Source organism: Kushneria indalinina DSM 14324, assembly GCF_003385845.1.
GTDB lineage: Bacteria > Pseudomonadota > Gammaproteobacteria > Pseudomonadales > Halomonadaceae > Kushneria > Kushneria indalinina.
Genome location: NZ_QRDJ01000011.1, coordinates 44,666 through 64,469, shown reverse-complemented (window position 1 = coordinate 64,469; position 19,804 = coordinate 44,666). Strand labels below are relative to the sequence as shown.

Below are 19,804 nucleotides of genomic sequence, written 5' to 3'. Positions count from 1 at the left end.
GTATACCCGCACATAAAAAGGGCCTGAACCCGATTGACTCGGCGTTCAGGCCCTGACGGCGCCCTTCCATCCCATCATGACAACAGCGTCAGTCGAATCGACGTCGTGTTTTAACGGGACCCTGAAGCGTTACTCTTCCAGCGTGGCCTCGAAGGCGGCCTTTTCTTCTTCGCCGACTTCCTTGATCGAGAGCTTGACGCGACCGCGGTTGTCGATATCCAGCACCTTGACGGTCACCATCTGCCCTTCGCTGAGGTAGTCACGAACATCGTTAACACGCTCGGGGACGATCTGGGAGATGTGGACCAGTCCGTCGGTGCCCGGCATGAAGTTGACGAAGGCACCAAAGTCAGCAATACGCACGACCTTGCCGCGATAGAGCTTGTTGATCTCGGCTTCGGCAGTGATCCCGAGAACGGTATCCATAGCCTTTTGCGCACCGGCCTTGGTCTCGGCATAGATGCGGACGCTGCCATCGTCATCGATGTCGATCGAGGCGCCGGTATCTTCACAGATCTGGCGGATGGTCGCGCCACCCTTGCCGATGACATCACGGATCTTTTCGGGATCGATCTTGAGACGAGCCATGGTGGGCGCATGCTCGGCGACTTCGCCGCGGCTCTGCGCGATCACGCGGTTCATCTCGACCAGAATGTGCTGGCGTGCATGGAAGGCCTGCTCCAGCGCCTTTTCCATGATCTCTTCGTTGATCCCTTCGATCTTGATGTCCATCTGCAGCGCGGTAATGCCGTCAACGGAGCCGGCCACCTTGAAGTCCATGTCGCCGAGATGGTCTTCATCGCCCAGGATATCGGTCAGAACGGCAAAGCGATCGTTTTCCTTGACCAGACCCATGGCAATACCGGCCACCGGTGCCTTCAGCGGCACGCCGGCATCCATCAGCGCCAGCGAAGAGCCACAGACGGAGGCCATCGAGCTGGAACCGTTGGACTCGGTAATCTCGGAGACCACACGGATTGTGTAGGGGAAATCATCGGCAGACGGCAGCATGGCCGCAACACCGCGACGGGCCAGACGGCCGTGACCGATTTCGCGACGCTTCGGCGAGCCGATGAAGCCGGCCTCGCCCACGCTGTAGGGGGGGAAGTTGTAGTGCAGCATGAAGCGGTCATGGCGCTCGCCGTTAAGGCCTTCCACCAGCTGCGCGTCTCGGGTAGTGCCCAGCGTCGTGGTGACGATGGCCTGGGTTTCACCGCGCGTAAAGATGGCGGAGCCATGCGTACGAGGCAGTGAGCCGACTTCGATATCCAGCGCGCGCACGGTGGCGTGATCACGGCCGTCGATACGCGGCTCGCCGTTGAGCACCCGCTCGCGCACGATGCGCTTCTCGAGTTTGGCAAAACCGCCGCTGACATCTTCACTGCTGTAAAGCGCTGCGTCGCCTTCGGACAGCTGCGCCTTCGCCTGCGCCTTGAGCTCGCTCAACCGGTCCTGGCGCGCCATCTTGTCGGTAATCCGATAGGCTTCGCCGATACCGGCCTCGTAGCCGCTGGCCAGTGCCTCCTTGAGCGTCGAGTTCTCGGACTGAGGCTGCCATTCCCATTTGGCCTTGCCGCCTTCGCTCACGAATTCGTTGATGGCCTTGATCGCCACCTGCATCTCTTCGTGGGCAAACAGTACGGCACCGAGCATTTCATCTTCGGAAAGCTCTTTCGCCTCGGACTCGACCATCAGCACGGCCTTTTCAGTACCGGCCACGACCATGTCGAGCTCGGAGCCTTCCAGCTCTTCCTGAGTGGGGTTGATGAAATAACCGCGCTCGTTGGTGAAGGCCACGCGCGCCGCGCCGATCGGGCCGGCGAAGGGCACACCGGAGATGGCCAGTGCCGCAGAGGTACCCAGCATGGCAGCGATATCGGGATCCTGATGACGCTCGGCCGAGAGTACCGTGCAGACGACCTGCACTTCGTTCATGAAGCCCTTGGGAAACAGCGGACGGATCGGGCGATCGATCAGACGCGAGGTCAGCGTCTCCTTTTCACTGGGACGTCCTTCACGCTTGAAAAAGCCACCCGGGATCTTGCCGACCGAGTAGGTCTTTTCCTGATAGTGCACGGAAAGGGGGAAGAAATCCTGACCGGGCTTGGTGTCCTTTCTGGCAACGACCGTGCACAGCACCACCGTGTTGTCCATGGTGACCAGGACGCTGCCGGTGGCCTGACGCGCCAGACGGCCGGTTTCCAGCGTGACGCTGTGATTGCCATATTGAAATGTCTTTTTAACCGCGTTCAATGCGTTGTCCTTTTCTCGTAAACCATTCATCTACTTTCAATGTCATCTTAAAATCAAACGCCCCAGGTGTCACTTCTCACCCGATAGGCACAACAAAAAACAGGCGGCTCCCGAGAGGGAGCCGCCTGTCAGTTCCTGCCGGAAAAGCGACGCAATCAGCGACGCAGACCCAGACGGGAGATGATCTGCTGATAGCGATCAAAATTCTTGCGCTTGAGGTAATCCAGCAGCTTGCGGCGCTGGTTGACCATGCGGATCAGACCACGACGCGAGTGATGGTCCTGCTTGTGATCCTTGAAGTGGCTCTGCAGCGTGACAATGTTGTCCGTCAGCAGAGCAATCTGAACTTCCGGCGAGCCGGTGTCGTTCTCAACGGTACCGAATTCCTTGACGATTTCGGCCTTGCGTTCGGCAGTCAGTGCCATGTTACTTCTCCGGTTTAATATGCCTGAGCATTGATAAATGTCGAAGACCACGCATATTTGCAGTCTTCGCGTACCCTACCGGTTCTCACCGGCAGTATTGATCAGCCGTCGGGGCGCACACTGCCCCGGCGTACCGATCGTGACCACGCCCAACAGGCCGCGATCATGATAAAGCCTGGCCACATCGCCTTCTGCCAGCCCCGAGGTCTCAAGCGAGATGGGCTGGCCATGCATGATGCGCCGGGCGCCTTCAGCATCGGTTTCAAGTGCCGGAAGATGTCCAATCAGCGCATCAATGGGCAAAAGCCTTTCAAGACGCTGCTCGTCACTCATGGAGCCCAGAGTGTCGATATCGAGCATGTCAGTATCATCAAAGGGGCCGGTCCTGAGCCGGCGCAGCCCTTCAAGATGCGCCCCACAGCCGAGACGTTCGCCGATGTCCTCGGCCAGCGTCCGGATATAGGTGCCCTTGCTGACGCTGACATCCAGCGCAAACCCATGGGCATGCCGCGATGTGAGCGCAATATCATAAATGCTCACACGCCTGGGTGCACGCGCAATCTCTCGTCCTGCACGCGCATGCTCATAGAGCGGACGCCCCTGATGCTTGAGCGCCGAGTACATCGGCGGCACCTGATCGATCTCACCGATGAAGCCGGACAGGACGGCCTCGACATCGCCGTCATCCAGTGATGGCACGGCGTACTCCTTGAGCACCTCCCCCTCACGATCGCCGGTATCGGTGACAGCGCCCAGCCGAACATCGGCCAGATAGCGCTTGTCGGCGTCCAGCAGCCAGGAGGAAAACTTGGTGGCCTCTCCCAGACAAATGGGCAAAAGCCCCGTCGCCATGGGGTCCAGCGTACCAGTATGGCCAGCCTTTTGTGCCTGATAGAGCCCACGCACCTGCTGCAGTGCACGGTTGGAGGTTACGCCTTCACTCTTGTCCAGCAACAGCACCCCATCAATGGGGCGGCCGCGACGTCGTCGTGCCATCAGTCGCTGCGCTCCGGGCCCTTTTCATCATCTTCAGGGGCCCGATCACGATCGGATTGCACGGCACGCTCGATCAGACTCGAAAGCTCATGCCCACGGGTGACCGATTCGTCGAAGTGAAAACGAAGCTCGGGCACATGCCGAAGCTTCATGGTCCGGGCGATACGCGAACGCAGAAACCCGCTGGCTCGCTTGAGCACGGCGAGGTTTTCACGAATGCGCTCCAGGTCATTTTCACCCATCAGGGTAATGTGAACATCGGCATAGCTCAGATCACGACTGACATCGGCTGACGTGACCGTCACCATGCCCAGCCGGGGATCCTTGACCTCACGCTGGATAAGCTGCGCCAGCTCGTGTGCCAGCTGCTCGCCGACCCGATCCGTACGACTGAATTCACGCATGAACCGCTCCCGTCATGGGTGCAGCGCTCACAGGGAGCGCTGGACCTCGATCTGGTCAAAGACTTCGATCTTGTCGCCGACCTGGACATCATTGTAGTTACGTACCCCGATGCCGCACTCCATGCCATTACGCACTTCGCTGACGTCATCCTTGAAGCGGCGCAGGGATTCCAGCTCCCCTTCATAGACCACCACGTTTTCACGCAGGACACGGATACGCTTGTGACGATGCACGTTGCCTTCGATCACCATACAGCCGGCAACGGCGCCGATTTTCGGAGCACGGAAGACGTCACGCACTTCAGCCACGCCGACGATCTCTTCACGCCACTCCGGTGCCAGCATACCGCTCATCGCCAGCTTGACCTCATCGATGAGCTGATAGATGACGCTGTAGTAGCGCAGATCCAGCCCTTCGCGCTCGACGATATCGCGCGAGGAAGCATCGGCACGGACGTTGAAGCCCACGATGATGGCATTGGAGGCAACGGCCAGGTTGGTGTCGGTTTCAGTGATACCGCCGACACCAGAGGAGACCACGGCCACCTTGACTTCATCGGTCGACAGCTCTTCGAGCGCACCGCGAATCGCTTCGAGGGAGCCCTGCACGTCGGCCTTGAGCACGATATTGACCGTGGCGGTTTCGTCCTGACCCATCTGGCTGAACATGTTCTCCAGCTTGGCCTTCTGCTGACGCGCCAGACGGACTTCGCGATATTTGCCCTGACGGAAGTTGGCCACTTCACGCGCCTTCTTCTCGTCGGCCAGCACCATGAAGTCATCACCGGCTTCCGGCGTACCGCCCAGACCGAGGATTTCGACCGGCATGGAAGGCCCGGCTTCATCGACCTGCTTGCCCAGTTCGTTGACCAGCGCTCTTACACGACCATAGTGGAGGCCGGCCAGCACGACATCGCCTTTCCTGAGCGTGCCGTTTTGTACCAGTACGGTAGCGACCGGGCCACGACCGCGATCCAGGCGAGACTCGACCACAACGCCCTTGCCGGGTGCTTCGGGGACGGCCTTGAGCTCCAGTACTTCGGAGACCAGCAGTACGGCTTCCAGCAGTCCGTCAATGTTTTCGCCGCTTTTGGCCGACACATGAACAAACTGGGTATCACCGCCCCACTCTTCCGAGATAACGCCGCGCTGTGACAGCTCGTTGCGCACGCGATCCGGATCAGCACCCGCCTTGTCAATCTTGTTGACCGCGACCACCAGCGGTACGCCTGCGGCCTTGGCGTGCTCGATGGCCTCGACCGTCTGCGGCATGACGCCGTCATCGGCCGCCACCACCAGGATGACCACGTCGGTGGCCTGAGCACCACGGGCACGCATGGCCGTAAAGGCGGCGTGACCAGGTGTATCGAGGAAGGTGACATCGCCATTGTCATGCTCGACGTGATAAGCGCCGATATGCTGGGTGATGCCGCCGGCTTCACCGGTCGCCACCTTGGTGCGACGAATGTAGTCCAGAAGCGAGGTCTTGCCGTGGTCGACGTGGCCCATGACGGTCACGACCGGTGCGCGCGATATCTGCTCACCTTCATAGGAGATGTTCTCGAGTACTTCGGTCTCGAGGGCATCTTCCTTCACCAGTTTGGGCGTGTGACCCATCTCCTCGACCACGATCGCGGCAGTATCCTGATCGATGGTCTGGTTGATGGTGACGGCCGCGCCCATCTTGAACATGGCCTTGATGACTTCGTTGGCCTTGATGGCCATCTTGTCGGCAAGATCCGCCACGCTGATGGATTCCGGGATAGCGACTTCGCGCACGATATTCTGCACCGGCTTCTGGAAACCGTGTGCATTATCGCTACGACCGCTACCGCCACGGCGGCTGCCGCGACGCTGTTCGGCGCGCTTGACCTTCTTGCCGCCGCGCTTGCGCTCATTACGCTCGCTGCGTTCATCGGCGTCATCACGGCGCTCGTCACGACGACCGCCGGCCGACTTGCCGCCTTCACCCCGACGGGTAGTGCGACGACTGTTGTCGTTACGCGATTCACGTGGCGGCGCTTCGACTGCCGGCTCACTCGCTTCAACCTCTGCTGAAGGCGCCACAACAACGTCTTCAGTCGGTACGGCGCTGTTGGCTGCCTTGTCATCAGCTGTTGTCGCAGTGGCTTCGGCAGCAGGCGTCTCTACAGTTTCCTGCGCAGGCGCTTCAGCCGCTGCCGGAGCGGCGGTGGCTTCACCGGTCTGCTCGGCAACCGGGGCCTGCTCTTCCTCGCCGTTTTCTTCATCGCCACGCTTGACGTAAGTACGCTTTTTGCGCACCTGCACCTCGATGGTCTTGTTGCGACCATCGCCGGTACGAATCTTGCTGCGCGTCTTGCGCGTCATGGTGATGCGGTTCTTGTTACCGCGTGCGCCGGCACCGCCGTGACTCTTGGTGAGATAATCGAGCAGCTTCTGCTTGTCTTCTTCCGAGACCGCATCATTTTCTGCCTTGTGGGGCAGGCCTGCTTCACTCATCTGCTCCAGCAGGCGGCTGACATCACGCCCCACCTTGCCGGCAAATTCCTTGACTGTTGTTTCTGCCATTTATGACCTCCTGAGCCCGTGACCTGTCGCGATACGATGGATTATTCGAACCACGGCGCCCGGGCCGTCATGATCAGTGCCGCTGCGCGTTCTTCATCCATTCCCTCAATATCCTTGAGGTCTTCAATGGACTGCTCGGCAAGATCTTCCATGGTGATAATTCCTCGCCCGGCCAGCCGGTAGGCAAGATGCTGATCCATACCCTCCATTGAGAGCAGATCCTCGGCGGGCGCGGTGCCGTCCAGTTCTTCTTCGGATTTAATGGCCAGATTGAGCAATTCATCCTTGGCACGCGCACGCAGCTCTTCGACCAGCGACTCATCAAAGCCGTCGACTTCCAGCATCTCTTCCAGCGGGACATAGGCCACTTCTTCAAGCGAAGTAAACCCTTCTTCCACCAGCAGTCGTGCCATCTCTTCGTCAACATCCAGATGATTGATGAAGTATTCGATATAGCTGTCGAGTTCCTGCTCGCGGCGTCCTTCGGCTTCCTCCTCCGTCATGACGTTGAGCGTCCAGCCTGTCAGCTCGCTGGCCAGACGCACATTCTGTCCACTGCGTCCGATGGCCTGCGCCAGATTGTCCTCGCCGACGGCGACGTCCATGGCATGAGTGTCTTCATCCACGAGGATGGAGGCCACATCAGCAGGCGCCATGGCATTGATGACCAGCTGAGCAGGATTATCGTCCCAGAGCACGATGTCCACACGCTCATTGCGAAGCTCGTTTGAAACGGCCTGAACCCTGGAACCACGCATGCCGACACAGGCACCGACCGGATCAATACGACGGTCGTTGGTCTTGACGGCAATCTTGGCTCGAGAGCCCGGATCGCGTGCAGCGCCCTTGATTTCGATGAGCTGCTCCGAGATCTCGGGCACCTCAATGGTAAACAGCTCCACCAGAAACTCGGGGCGAGTACGCGAAAGGATCAGCTGCGCACCGCGCGCCTCGGGGTCCACACGCCAGAGCAGCGCCCTGACACGTTCATTGAGACGATAGCGCTCGCCCGGGATCATTTCACCGCGCGGCAGGAACCCCTCGGCGTTATCGCCGAGATCGATTATCAGGCCATCACGTGTGGTTTTCTTGACACTACCGCCTACCAGTTCGCCTTCACGTTCGGCGTACTGGCGTACAATTTCGGCGCGCTCGGCTTCGCGCACCTTCTGTACGATGACCTGCTTGGCCGTCTGGGCAGCGATCCGGCCAAACTCGGCGGATTCAATCTGTTCTTCCACCACGGCATTCAGACCCAGCGGCTCATCGCGCTCTTCTGCGGCACCCAGTGGTATCTGACGTGCCGAGGTGGTGTAGTCCTCATCAGGCACGACCGTCCAGCGCCTGAAGGTATCGTAATCGCCGCTGTTGCGATCGATACGCACACGAATGTCGACATCCTTGCCTTCGTAGCGCTTGCGGGAGGCGCTGGCCAGCGCCGCCTCAACGGCTTCGAAAATAATGTCGCGGGGGACACCCTTTTCATTCGATATTGCATCGACGACCAGCAAAATGTCCTTGCTCATGCCTGTGCCTCGCCAGAAAAGTCCTTGTTATCATCAAGCATCAGTTATCAAACCCGGGCACAACACGTGCCTGCTCAATGGTCTCGATAGGAAATCCATACTCTTCGTCGTTAAACTGCAGCAGCACTTCATCACCCTCGACACCTGCCAACAGCCCCTTGAAACGACGCTGCCCTTCAAAGGGCGCACGCAGCTTCAATGTAATCGTGTGACCGGCAAATCGGGTGAAATGTGACAGGAAGTAAAGCGGGCGATCCATCCCGGGAGAGGACACTTCAAGTTGATACTGTCCGGGAAGAGGATCTTCTACATCCAGAAGAGCACTTACCTGCCGACTGACATCGGCACAATCATCCACACCAACACCATTTTCGTGTTCGATATAGACCACCAGCTTGGAATGCTTGCCCTGGGCGCTGTAATCGATGCCCCAGAGTTCGAAGCCGAGCGCTGCGACGGCGGGTTCTATCAGCGTATGCAGTGTTTCTTGCCTGGTTGGCACGACATGGCCTCCTGCAGTGGCATCAGGCACCTGAGCGAAAATACAGGAGAGCAGATGAGGTGACTGATGAGCGATCTTGTTGCGCTGTAACAAAAAGCCCCTTCGATGGAAGGGGCTTTTCGGGAAAAAATTTCCATCCATTAACACCTGGATGGTAGCGGGGGCCGGATTTGAACCGACGACCTTCGGGTTATGAGCCCGACGAGCTACCAGGCTGCTCCACCCCGCATCAATAGCGCAATCAGTATAAGGACTTTGTCCTGCCGAATCAACATGATCCGTCTGTCGCGACTTTCAGTTCCGATGGTGCCGAAGGCGGGACTTGAACCCGCACGACCATACAGTCACTACCCCCTCAAGATAGCGTGTCTACCAATTCCACCACTTCGGCTTTCGGTTTGACAGAAACCTGCTTTCTGTCATGCCCGACAACTTCTGTCAGACAAGTGATAAAGCGCTACTGTGTAAGCGCCTCATCACTGGCGCGAGATTATGCATCCCCTGACGCGATTCGTCAAGCGATGCATGAAACCTGCATTAATTACCGCTATTGTCATCTGTAGAAGGCACGGTCAGACCCTCTGCATCGCTACCGCTACCCTGCTGGTTCGCAGGTGCCCTGGGGGCATCGTCGCCATCATCCAGGCTCGGTGCGCTGCTGCGCTGCTGCTCGATGACGCTGGCGTCGGGAATACCGCTTTGAGATTCATTGCCGCTATCCACCAGCCAGGCAATGCCCAGCGATGTTGCGAAAAACAGGGCAGCCAGTACGGCGGTCAGGCGTGCAAGCGTCTTGGAAGCGCCCTGCGAGCCCAGTACCGTTTGCGAGGCACCGCCGCCAAAGGCAGCACCGGCCTCGGCTCCCTTGCCGCGCTGCAAGAGCACCAGCGCAATCAGGCTGATGGCAAGAAGGACGTGAATCAGAATGATGGCAACGTACATTTAATCAACCTGCTGCGTGACAAATCGCAATAAAGTCATCGGGTTTAAGCGAGGCGCCGCCTATCAGCCCCCCATCGATATCCGGCTGGGAAAGAAGATCGCCAGCATTGTCGGCCTTCATGCTGCCGCCATAGAGCAGACGCATGCCTTCTCCCAGAGCTGGATCCTTGTCTGACAGCCAGGAACGAATCATGGCATGTACCTGCTGCGCCTGCTCGGGGGTCGCCGTACGGCCCGTACCGATGGCCCAGACCGGCTCATAGGCCATCACCAGTCTTGAGCGCTCCTCTGCGGAAAGGGCATCAATGACGGTTTTAACCTGGCCCAGCACCACCGTTTCTACCCGATCAGCTTCCCGCTCTTCGAGCGTTTCACCGATACACAACACGGGGGTCAGTCCGGCGCCGAGGGCTGCCCTGACCCGAGCCAGCACGGCCTGATCATCTTCAGCGAACAGGGTACGGCGCTCGGAATGGCCCACCAGCACATAGCCGACACCGCACTCTGTCAGCATGGAAGCACTGATCTCACCGGTGTAGGCGCCTGATGATTCGGGATGAAGGGTTTGCGCGCCGAGTCCTGTCGAACTTCCCGCCAACACCTCTTTTGCTGACATGAGCAGCGTGAAGGGCGGAATGATGGCGACATCAACGCTGGAGGAAATCTGTGCAGACGTCAGTGCCTGCTTCATTGTTTCCAGCAGCTCCAGCGAACCATTCATCTTCCAGTTGCCGGCAATCAGTGGCTTACGCATGGTGACTTCTCCCTAGCCTGTCGGGAACAGGAAAGTAGTGGTAGACGCCTCCGCAAGGAGGGCGATGTTAATGGAGCGATGGCGTGAACACAACCACGCCCCGCCTTCTTCAATCACTGGCAGCCGACATCCCCTGTTCGATTTCATCGGCGATCTGCCGGGCCAGCGCCTGAACATCAAAGCGTGGACGCCCTTCCACCATGACGCGAATCAATGGTTCAGTGCCTGAAGGCCTCAGCAGCACACGACCGGATTCGCCGAGCGTCTGCTCGACATCCCTGACGGCCGCTGCAACCGGAGCACTCTCCATCAGCGCTGCCTTGTCGATGCCGGGGACCAGACGAACATTGACCAGTGCCTGCGGCGCCTTTTCCATTCCCTCCAGCAAATCGGCAAGGCGTCGCTCTTCGATCACCATGGTCGCCAGGACCTGAAGTGCAGAAACGATCCCGTCACCGGTGGTCTGTGCATGACCACACAGAATATGGCCCGAGGATTCCCCGCCCAGCTGCCAGTCACGCGCCTGCATCTGTTCGATGACATAGCGATCGCCGACCCTGGCACGCTCAAAGGGGATACCCAGTTCTTCCAGCGCTGACGCCAGGCCAAAGTTGCTCATCAGGGTGCCGACGACCCCACCGCCCAGCACACCACGACGCTGGCGGTCGCGTGCGATGATATAAAGGATGTCATCACCGTCCACAATGCGACCGGAATGATCCACCATGATCACACGGTCACCGTCACCATCAAAGGCGATGCCCAGATCCGCGCCGGTCTCGAGCACCTTGTCACGCATGATCTCAGGATGGGTGGAGCCGACCTGCTGATTGATGTTGAGTCCGTCAGGTGTCACACCCAGCGTAATGACTTCGGCGCCCAGCTCACGAAAGACATTGGGAGCAATGTGGTAAGTGGCGCCATTGGCGCAGTCGATAACGATCTTCAGGCCATGCAGACCGAAGCGGTTGGGCACCGTCGACTTGCAGAACTCTATATAGCGTCCGGCGGCATCCTCGATACGTACCGCCTTGCCCAGCCGGTCAGGCCCTACTGTTTCCTGAAGCCCTTCCAGCTCACGCTCGATCTCGTCTTCCAGCGCATCCGGGAGCTTGGTGCCATGCTGCGAGAAAAACTTGATGCCGTTGTCCTGATACGGATTGTGCGAGGCGCTGATGACCACGCCGGCGCTGGCGCGCAGCGTACTTGTCAGATAGGCAATGCCGGGCGTGGGCATCGGCCCCAGTAGTGCCACATCCACCCCGGCCGCCGAGAAGCCGGCCTCCAGTGCAGACTCGAACATATAGCCGGAGATACGGGTATCCTTGCCGATCAGCACACGCGCCCGACGATTCTGACGCGCAAAGACACGCCCGGCCGCCCACCCCAGACGCAGCATGAAATCTGCCGTGATGGGCGCCTGACCGACCGTGCCGCGAATACCATCCGTACCAAAATATTGTCTTGCCATTGCTATTTGCCTTCCTTGAGTACTGCACAGGTCATGCCAACGGCATCAGCGCTGGCCGCGACATCATGTGTTCTGATTATCCAGGCCCCCTTGCTGACGGCAAGAGCTGTCAACGCCAACCCACCATGGAGACGTTCATCAACCTTGCGAGACAGCGCACGACCGATCATGCCCTTGCGAGAGGTACCGACCAGCAGGGGGTAACCCAGACGCTGGAGATACTCTAGGCGATTCATCAGACGCAAATTGTGCGCAAGCGTCTTTGCAAACCCAAAGCCCGGATCGACCAGTAGTCGCTCGGCAGCGATGCCGGCGTCACGGCAGCGGGCGAGCTGCTGGTCCAGAAAGGTCGCCACTTCCTCTTCAATGGGACGCTCATATTGCGGATCATTTTGCATGTTATCGGGCTCACCCACCATATGCATCAGGCATACCGGCAATCCCGATTCAGCCGCCGCCTCAAGCGCACCCGGACGCCTTAGTGAGCGGACATCGTTGATCATGCCGGCCCCCGCGGCGGTGATGGCGGTCATGACCTCCGGTGCACTGGTATCTACTGATACCAGCGCCCCCAGCTCGCCTGCCAACCGCTCCACGATCGGCGCGACCCGATCCATCTCCTCCTGTACGCCGACAGGTGTCGCGCCGGGCCGGGTGGATTCTCCCCCGACATCGATAATATCAGCGCCCTCTCGAAGCATCTCTTCAGCACGACGCAGCGCAGCATCACCCACGGCATGTTGCCCCCCATCGGAAAAGGAGTCCGGAGTGACGTTGAGAATTCCCATCACATGAGGCCTGTCCAGCGCCAGCTGGTGGCGCTCGCCGCATGTCATGTAGGTAGATGCATTCGACATGGAGATTCCTGAAACCTGGACTAACGATCCGTCATTGTAATCGTCGGGCATAAAAAAACCGCCCCGAAGGGCGGTCATGATACGTAAAACCTGGGTCAATGTCCGGAGGAACCGCCCAGCGGATCCGACGGGCGACGCCGTGTATCGTCAGCGCTGTCCCCTTCCGGATCATCATCGGCCGGACGGACATCCGAAGGAGTGGTATCGGGAGTCCCCAGACCACCGCTCGGACCACTGCTGCCCGGCTCCTTCGGCGGACGTGGATCACGTCCTTCCATGATGTCGTTGATCTGTTCGGCATCGATGGTTTCGAACTTGATCAAGGCGTCCGTCATCGCATCCAGCTTGTCGCGATTGTCGTGCAGAATCTGTTCGGCCTGCTGATAGCACTCATCAATGATGCGGCGAATCTCACGATCCAGCCTCGACGATGTTTCCGCCGAGCTGAACTTGCTGCCTCCGCCACCCGGGCCACCCAGGAACTGATGCGACTCATCCTCGTCGTACATCAGCGGGCCCATCTCCTGCGACAGCCCCCACTTGGCGACCATGTTGTGAGCCAGCTCGGTGGCACGCTTGATATCGTTGGAAGCCCCGGTCGTCACGCCATTGGGCCCCAGCGTCATCTCTTCGGCAATACGCCCGCCGAACAGTGAACAGATCTGACTGATGATCTGCTGGCGCGTATAGCTGTAACGATCCTCGTTGGGGAGGAACATGGTCACACCCAGTGCCCGGCCACGCGGAATGATGGTGACCTTGTAGACCGAATCATGCTCCGGCATCAAAAGCCCGATAATGGCATGCCCGGCTTCATGGTAGGCCGTATTGCGCTTTTCCTTCTCGGACATGACCATCGAGCGCTTTTCAGCTCCCATCATGATCTTGTCCTTGGCCATTTCGAGCTCGGCCATACCGATCAGTCGACGGTTCTTGCGAGCTGCAAAAAGAGCGGCCTCGTTCACCACGTTGGCAAGCTCGGCGCCCGAAAAGCCCGGCGTCCCGCGTGCGATCATCTCGGGCTTGACGTCATCGGCCAGCGGCACCTTGCGAAGGTGTACGCCCAGAATATGCTCGCGGCCTCGAATGTCGGGGAGTCCGACGGTCACCTGACGGTCAAAGCGGCCCGGGCGCAACAGCGCAGGGTCAAGTACGTCAGGGCGGTTGGTCGCGGCAATGATGATGATGCCTTCATTGGCTTCAAAACCATCCATCTCGACCAGCAGCTGATTGAGGGTCTGCTCGCGCTCATCATGACCGCCACCCATGCCGGAACCACGCGAGCGGCCCACGGCATCGATCTCATCGATGAAGATGATGCAGGGCGCCTGCTTTTTGGCCTGCTCGAACATGTCACGCACTCGAGAGGCGCCGACACCCACGAACATTTCAACGAAGTCCGACCCCGAAATGGTAAAGAAAGGTACCCGCGCCTCGCCGGCGATGGCCTTTGCGAGCAGGGTCTTGCCGGTGCCGGGAGGGCCTACCAGCAGCACACCCCGTGGGATCTGTCCGCCAAGACGCTGAAACTTGGAAGGATCCTTCAGGAAGTCGACCAGCTCTTCGACTTCCTCCTTGGCCTCGTCACATCCGGCCACATCCTTGAAGGTCGTCTTGACCTGTTCATGAGAAAGCAGCTTGGCCTTGGACTTGCCAAAGCTCATGGGGCCGCCCTTGCCGGTGCCACCGCCCTGCATCTGGCGCATGAAAAACAGGAAAATGCCCAGAATCAGCAATATCGGGAAGCTGGCAATCAACAGCCGCGACCAGATGCTTTGCTGATCGGGCTCCTTGCCTACCACCGTAACGTTGTTGCTGAGCAGATCATCCATCAGGCGCGGGTCTTCGGCAGACGGCCTGATGGTCTGAAAGCTGGAACCATCGTCACGCTCACCACGAATGTCGTAACCATCGATGGTGACCTGACGGATCTGGTTGTTTTGCACCTGCTCGACGAACTGGGAGTAGTTCATCGCCTGCGGCGAATTATCGACGCTGAAGTTGTTGAATACCGTCAGCAAAACCGCTGCGATAATCAACCATAGGATCAGATTCTTGGCCATGTCGTTCAAGGGGACACCCTCACTACGTGATTCTGCCTGCCAGGCGTGGCCCGGTATGTGTCGAATAGCTTGGGGCGCGGCCTGTCGATTACAAGCTCAAGCGCGAAAACCACGCCCCAGCAGATATACTTCTCGCGATCTTGGACGCGAGGCATCGGGCTTGCGAGTCACTACCTTATCGAACCGGAGACGCATTTCCTTTAGATACTGATCAAAACCTTCGCCCTGGAAGATTTTGGTCAGGAAATCGCCACCCGGCATCAGCACCTGCTGAGCCATATCAAGCGCCAGCTCTACAAGATACATGGCGCCTGGCTGATCAATGGCCATCTGCCCACTCAGGTTGGGCGCCATGTCCGATAACACAACATTGACCCGCCGATTCCCGAGCGCCTTGAGCATAGCATGCAGCGTCTGCTCTTCCGTAAAGTCACCCTGAATGAAATCCACGCCTGCAATGGCATCCATGTCGAGAATATCAGTGGCGATCACCTGCCCCTGCTCCCCTACACGCGCCATGGCGACCTGACTCCATCCACCCGGTGCGGCACCAAGATCCACCACACTCATGCCCGGCGCAAACAGACGATCGCGATCGTCTATTTCAAGCAGCTTGTAGCTGGCGCGGGAGCGATAGCCATCGGCCCAGCTGCGCTTTACCCAGATATCGTCAAAATGTTCCTTCATCCAGCCGTTATCGGCTGAAGCCTTTTTGCCGACAGGCGGCTTTTTGGCTCGTGTCACGTTAACTTCCGAAAAAAGGGATTGCAGTGCTACAGCGATCAAACGCCAGCATGACCAAAGGATAAGGCCACCGAACGCGATACAACCGTTGGCGCCACTGCCGTTGTCTGGAGTAAGATGGTTGCACATGAAAAGGGATCGAGAGTTTTCAACATATCATGAGCCTTACAGCGGCACAAAAGAAAACCCTGCGAAGCGTCGGCCATATTCTCAATCCGGTTGTCCGGATCGGTGACAAGGGCCTGACCGAGGGTGTCATGGGCGAGCTGGAGCGTGCACTCGCCGACCACGAACTGATCAAGGTCAGCATTGCCGGCGCCGAGCGCGACGAGCGGGCCGAAATCATCAATCACCTGCTGGAGCAATCCGGGGCCGAACTGGTACAAAGCATCGGCAAGACTGCCCTGCTTTATCGCCACAACCCGAAGGCAGACCCCAGACTCTCCAACGTGGCACGCTATACGCAGTAATCGCCACGCAGTACCTGCCTGCGACAGGTGAGCACCATGCAAAAGCCCCCGACAGTGTCGGGGGCTTTTTTCGTGGCGCAGATCACATGGCCTGAATCAGCCGACATGCTCGACGCTGTCGATTTCATACTCAACGTCGCCGCCGGGCGTGCGCACATTGACCACATCGCCTTCGGCCTTGCCTACCAGCGCACGGGCGATGGGGGAATTGACCGAAATCTTGCCGTCCTTGATGCTGGCCTCATCCTCACCGACGATGCGGTAGGCCACCTCCTCGTCAGTATCGAGGTTTAAAAGCCTGACCGTGGTACCAAAGATGACCTTGCCGGTATGCGGCATCTTGGTGACATCAATGACCTGAGCATTGGACAGGCGCGATTCGATTTCCTGAATGCGCCCTTCGATAAACCCCTGCTGCTCACGCGCGGCGTGATACTCGGCGTTCTCCTTGAGATCGCCGTGTTCGCGCGCCTCGGAAATGTCCGCGATCACACGCGGACGATCAACACTCTTGAGCTGGTTGAGCTCTTCACGCAGGGCCTGTTCGCCCTGCACCGTCATCGGAACCCTGGTCATGCCGTTACACTCGTATGGAGTTCCTGAAGTCGCCGCACGGTAATCTCGTTACCATACTCAAGCGCCATGCACACAGCACGGGCCCCGGCCAGTGTCGTGGCATAGGGAACCTTGTGTGACAGCGCCGAACGGCGAATCATGGAAGAATCGTTAATGGCCTGCCGCCCCTCGGTCGTATTAACAATGTAGGCAACCTCATCGTTTTTGATCATGTCGACAATATGGGGGCGGCCTTCAAACACCTTGTTGACCGGCTCGACCGGCAGACCGGCAGCATCGAGTGCCTGTGCCGTACCGTGCGTGGCGATCAACGTAAAGCCTAATGTTAACAGAGAACGCGCTACCTCAATAACGCCTTCCTTATCCGGGTCACGTACGGACAAAAATGCCCGGCGATCGCCGCTGAGCGCTGGGATGGCCTCCCCTGCACCCAGCTGCGCCTTGTAGAAGGCTTCGGCAAAGGTGGTTCCGGTACCCATGACCTCACCAGTCGACTTCATCTCCGGCGTCAGGATCGGATCCACCCCCGGGAACTTGTTGAACGGGAAGACCGCTTCCTTGACGCTATAGAAATCCGGAATGTGCTCACGGGTAAACTCAAGCTCTACCAGCGTCTTGCCGGCCATGACGCGAGCCGCCAGCTGTGCCAGCGAGCGCCCGATGCACTTGGAGACAAACGGCACGGTACGCGAGGCGCGCGGATTGACCTCGATGACATAGACCTCGTTATCCTGCCAGGCCAGCTGCACGTTCATCAGGCCCACAACATTGAGTTCCAGCGCCATGCGCTGCACCTGATCACGCATGCGATCCTGCACTTCACTCGGCAACGAATAGGGCGGCAGCGAGCAGGCCGAGTCACCGGAGTGGACGCCAGCCTGCTCGATGTGCTGCATGATGCCGCCGATCACGACATCCTTGCCGTCGCTGATGGCATCGATATCCACCTCGATGGCGGCATTGAGGAAGTGATCCAGCAGGACCGGCGAGTCGTTGGAGACCTTGACCGCATGGGTCATATAATTCTCGAGCTCGTCGGCCGAATAGACAATCTCCATGGCGCGCCCACCCAGCACATAGGAGGGACGTACGACCAGCGGATAGCCAATCTTTGCCGCCTTGACGAAGGCGTCTTCAAAGCTGCGCGCCGTCGCGTTGTTGGGCTGCTTGAGGCCGAGCTTGTCGATCATCTGCTGAAAGCGCTCACGATCCTCGGCGCGATCGATCGCATCCGGGGAGGTGCCGATAATGGGCACGCCTGCCGCTTCCAGATCACGTGCCAGCTTCAGCGGCGTCTGACCACCGAACTGCACGATCACGCCGACCGGCCTTTCCGTTTCAACGATCGCCAGCACATCTTCCAGCGTGACCGGCTCGAAGTAGAGACGATCGGAGGTGTCATAGTCGGTCGACACGGTTTCCGGGTTGCAGTTGACCATGATGGTCTCATAGCCATCCTCGCGCATGGCGAGTGCGGCATGGACGCAGCAGTAGTCAAACTCGATGCCCTGACCGATCCGGTTGGGGCCGCCGCCCAGTACCATGATCTTTTGTCGATCGCTGGGGTTGGCCTCGCACTCCTCTTCATAGGTGGAGTACATGTAGGCCGTGGACGTTGCAAACTCGGCCGCGCAGGTATCGACCCGCTTGAAGACCGGTCGCACATCCATCGCCTGACGATGCTCACGGAAGGCCTTTTCGCTGACGCCGATGAGGCGGGCCAGGCGCGCATCGCCAAAGCCGCGACGCTTGTAGAAATAGACCTGCTTGCGACTGAGCTCCTTCAAAGAGGTCTTGGCGATCTGGCCTTCCAGAACCATCAGCTCCTGAATCTGGATCAGGAACCAGCGATCGATTTTGGTGAAGTTGAACACTTCATCCAGCGACAGCCCCGCCCGGAAGGCATCGGCCACATAGAAGATACGATCGGCGCCCGGGCGCTGCAGCTCGCCCTGCATCAGCTGACGTGACGTCTCGTCAAAATTCGCAAGCTTCGGATCCAGCCCGTCGACACCGATCTCAAGACCACGCAGCGCCTTTTGCAGCGACTCCTGGAAGGTGCGCCCGATGGCCATGACCTCGCCCACCGACTTCATCTGAGTGGTCAGACGGTCGTTGGCCTGGGGAAACTTCTCGAAGGTAAAACGCGGAATCTTGGTAACCACGTAGTCGATGGCCGGCTCGAACGAGGCGGGCGTGGCGCCGCCGGTAATCTCGTTTTGCAGCTCATCAAGCGTATAGCCCACCGCCAGCTTGGCGGCGACCTTGGCGATCGGGAAGCCGGTTGCCTTGGACGCCAACGCCGACGAACGCGACACGCGCGGGTTCATCTCGATGACCACCATGCGCCCGGTCTCCGGATCAACGCCGAACTGCACGTTGGAACCACCTGTTTCCACACCGATCTCGCGCAGCACCGCAAGCGATGCGTTGCGCATGATCTGGTATTCCTTGTCGGTCAGCGTCTGGGCCGGCGCCACGGTAATGGAGTCGCCGGTGTGCACGCCCATCGGATCGAAGTTCTCGATCGCGCAGACAATGATGCAGTTATCGCTTTTGTCGCGCACGACCTCCATCTCGTACTCTTTCCAGCCCAGCAGCGACTCATCGATCAGCAGCTCATGGTTGGAGGAGAGCTCGAAACCGCGATGGCAGATCTCTTCAAACTCTTCCCGGTTATAGGCCACGCCGCCACCGGAGCCGCCCATGGTGTAGGACGGACGAATGATGCAGGGAAAGCCCAGCTCGGCCTGAATCTCCCAGGCTTCCTCCATCGCATGTGCAACCTTGGCCTTCGGGCACTCAAGGCCGATATTTTTCATCGCCTTGTCAAAGAGGTCGCGATCCTCGGCCTTTTCGATCGTCTGGGCATTGGCGCCGATCAGCTCCACGCCAAACTCATCAAGAATGCCGCGGCGGTCCAGCTCGAGGGCGCAGTTGAGTGCTGTCTGACCGCCCATGGTCGGCAGCACCGCATCGGGGCGTTCACGCTCGATGATGCGCGCCACCGTCTCCCAGGTCACCGGCTCGATATAGGTGGCATCCGCCATGACCGGGTCAGTCATGATGGTGGCCGGGTTGGAGTTGACCAGAATGACCCGGTACCCCTCCTCGCGCAGCGCCTTGCAGGCCTGGGCGCCGGAATAGTCGAACTCACAGGCCTGGCCGATAACGATGGGGCCTGCGCCAATGATCAGAATGCTTTTCAGGTCGGTACGTTTTGGCATGACGATTTCACTGCGTCGAAAAATGGGATGCGAACAAGTCGAAT

General features: G+C 59.0%; 16 protein-coding genes and 2 tRNA genes. 1 reads left to right on the top strand and 17 read right to left on the bottom strand.

Annotation, left to right across the window (positions count from 1 at the left end; all coding sequences use genetic code 11):
- Positions 1–129: 129 nt before the first annotated feature.
- The 15 genes from pnp to rlmE form a co-directional block, all read right to left on the bottom strand.
- A complete protein-coding gene (gene pnp / locus C8D72_RS16610) occupies positions 130–2,283 on the bottom strand; it encodes a polyribonucleotide nucleotidyltransferase (RefSeq protein ID WP_115855576.1) in 2,154 nt (717 codons plus the stop codon).
- A gap of 125 nt (positions 2,284–2,408) precedes the next feature.
- On the bottom strand, positions 2,409–2,678 hold the full coding sequence (gene rpsO, locus C8D72_RS16605; protein ID WP_086620828.1) for a 30S ribosomal protein S15: 270 nt from the start codon (positions 2,676–2,678) through the stop codon (positions 2,409–2,411).
- A gap of 75 nt (positions 2,679–2,753) precedes the next feature.
- The gene (gene truB, locus C8D72_RS16600) at positions 2,754–3,674 is read right to left on the bottom strand and encodes a tRNA pseudouridine(55) synthase TruB (RefSeq protein ID WP_115855575.1); all 921 of its coding nucleotides are present in this window, start codon (positions 3,672–3,674) and stop codon (positions 2,754–2,756) included.
- Positions 3,674–4,078 carry a 30S ribosome-binding factor RbfA gene (gene rbfA / locus C8D72_RS16595; RefSeq protein ID WP_115855574.1) on the bottom strand — a complete coding sequence of 135 codons (405 nt, stop codon included), beginning with the start codon at positions 4,076–4,078 and terminating at the stop codon, positions 3,674–3,676. The genes truB and rbfA overlap by 1 nt, the downstream gene beginning before the upstream one ends.
- 27 nt (positions 4,079–4,105) lie before the next feature.
- The gene (gene infB, locus C8D72_RS16590) at positions 4,106–6,628 is read right to left on the bottom strand and encodes a translation initiation factor IF-2 (RefSeq protein WP_115855573.1); all 2,523 of its coding nucleotides are present in this window, start codon (positions 6,626–6,628) and stop codon (positions 4,106–4,108) included.
- 41 nt (positions 6,629–6,669) lie between these two features.
- Positions 6,670–8,154: a transcription termination factor NusA gene (gene nusA, locus C8D72_RS16585; RefSeq protein WP_115855572.1), complete on the bottom strand. Its 1,485-nt coding sequence runs from the start codon at positions 8,152–8,154 to the stop codon at positions 6,670–6,672.
- 40 nt (positions 8,155–8,194) lie between these two features.
- Positions 8,195–8,656: a ribosome maturation factor RimP gene (gene rimP / locus C8D72_RS16580; protein WP_170140636.1), complete on the bottom strand. Its 462-nt coding sequence runs from the start codon at positions 8,654–8,656 to the stop codon at positions 8,195–8,197.
- A gap of 152 nt (positions 8,657–8,808) precedes the next feature.
- Positions 8,809–8,885, bottom strand: a tRNA-Met gene (locus tag C8D72_RS16575).
- A gap of 75 nt (positions 8,886–8,960) precedes the next feature.
- Positions 8,961–9,047 (bottom strand) — tRNA-Leu (locus C8D72_RS16570).
- Positions 9,048–9,193: 146 nt separating this feature from the next.
- The gene (gene secG, locus C8D72_RS16565; RefSeq protein WP_115855570.1) at positions 9,194–9,598 is read right to left on the bottom strand and encodes a preprotein translocase subunit SecG; all 405 of its coding nucleotides are present in this window, start codon (positions 9,596–9,598) and stop codon (positions 9,194–9,196) included.
- A gap of 4 nt (positions 9,599–9,602) precedes the next feature.
- Complete coding sequence (tpiA, locus tag C8D72_RS16560; protein WP_115855569.1) at positions 9,603–10,352, bottom strand: triose-phosphate isomerase; 750 nt, start codon at positions 10,350–10,352, stop codon at positions 9,603–9,605.
- 109 nt (positions 10,353–10,461) lie between these two features.
- On the bottom strand, positions 10,462–11,823 hold the full coding sequence (gene glmM / locus C8D72_RS16555; protein ID WP_115855568.1) for a phosphoglucosamine mutase: 1,362 nt from the start codon (positions 11,821–11,823) through the stop codon (positions 10,462–10,464).
- A gap of 2 nt (positions 11,824–11,825) precedes the next feature.
- The gene (gene folP, locus C8D72_RS16550) at positions 11,826–12,680 is read right to left on the bottom strand and encodes a dihydropteroate synthase (protein ID WP_245955315.1); all 855 of its coding nucleotides are present in this window, start codon (positions 12,678–12,680) and stop codon (positions 11,826–11,828) included.
- A 95-nt stretch (positions 12,681–12,775) separates the two neighbouring features.
- Positions 12,776–14,752: an ATP-dependent zinc metalloprotease FtsH gene (gene ftsH, locus C8D72_RS16545; RefSeq protein ID WP_115855567.1), complete on the bottom strand. Its 1,977-nt coding sequence runs from the start codon at positions 14,750–14,752 to the stop codon at positions 12,776–12,778.
- Positions 14,753–14,839: 87 nt separating this feature from the next.
- Complete coding sequence (rlmE, locus tag C8D72_RS16540; RefSeq protein WP_281271633.1) at positions 14,840–15,487, bottom strand: 23S rRNA (uridine(2552)-2'-O)-methyltransferase RlmE; 648 nt, start codon at positions 15,485–15,487, stop codon at positions 14,840–14,842.
- A 158-nt stretch (positions 15,488–15,645) separates the two neighbouring features.
- On the opposite strand from rlmE, the gene yhbY reads away from it, so the two are divergent.
- The gene (yhbY, locus tag C8D72_RS16535) at positions 15,646–15,957 is read left to right on the top strand and encodes a ribosome assembly RNA-binding protein YhbY (RefSeq protein WP_115855565.1); all 312 of its coding nucleotides are present in this window, start codon (positions 15,646–15,648) and stop codon (positions 15,955–15,957) included.
- Positions 15,958–16,053: 96 nt separating this feature from the next.
- Here yhbY and greA read toward each other — a convergent pair whose 3' ends face one another.
- Both greA and carB read right to left on the bottom strand, forming a co-directional pair.
- On the bottom strand, positions 16,054–16,533 hold the full coding sequence (gene greA / locus C8D72_RS16530; RefSeq protein ID WP_115855564.1) for a transcription elongation factor GreA: 480 nt from the start codon (positions 16,531–16,533) through the stop codon (positions 16,054–16,056).
- The gene (gene carB, locus C8D72_RS16525) at positions 16,530–19,760 is read right to left on the bottom strand and encodes a carbamoyl-phosphate synthase large subunit (RefSeq protein ID WP_115855563.1); all 3,231 of its coding nucleotides are present in this window, start codon (positions 19,758–19,760) and stop codon (positions 16,530–16,532) included. The genes greA and carB overlap by 4 nt, the downstream gene beginning before the upstream one ends.
- Positions 19,761–19,804: the final 44 nt, after the last annotated feature.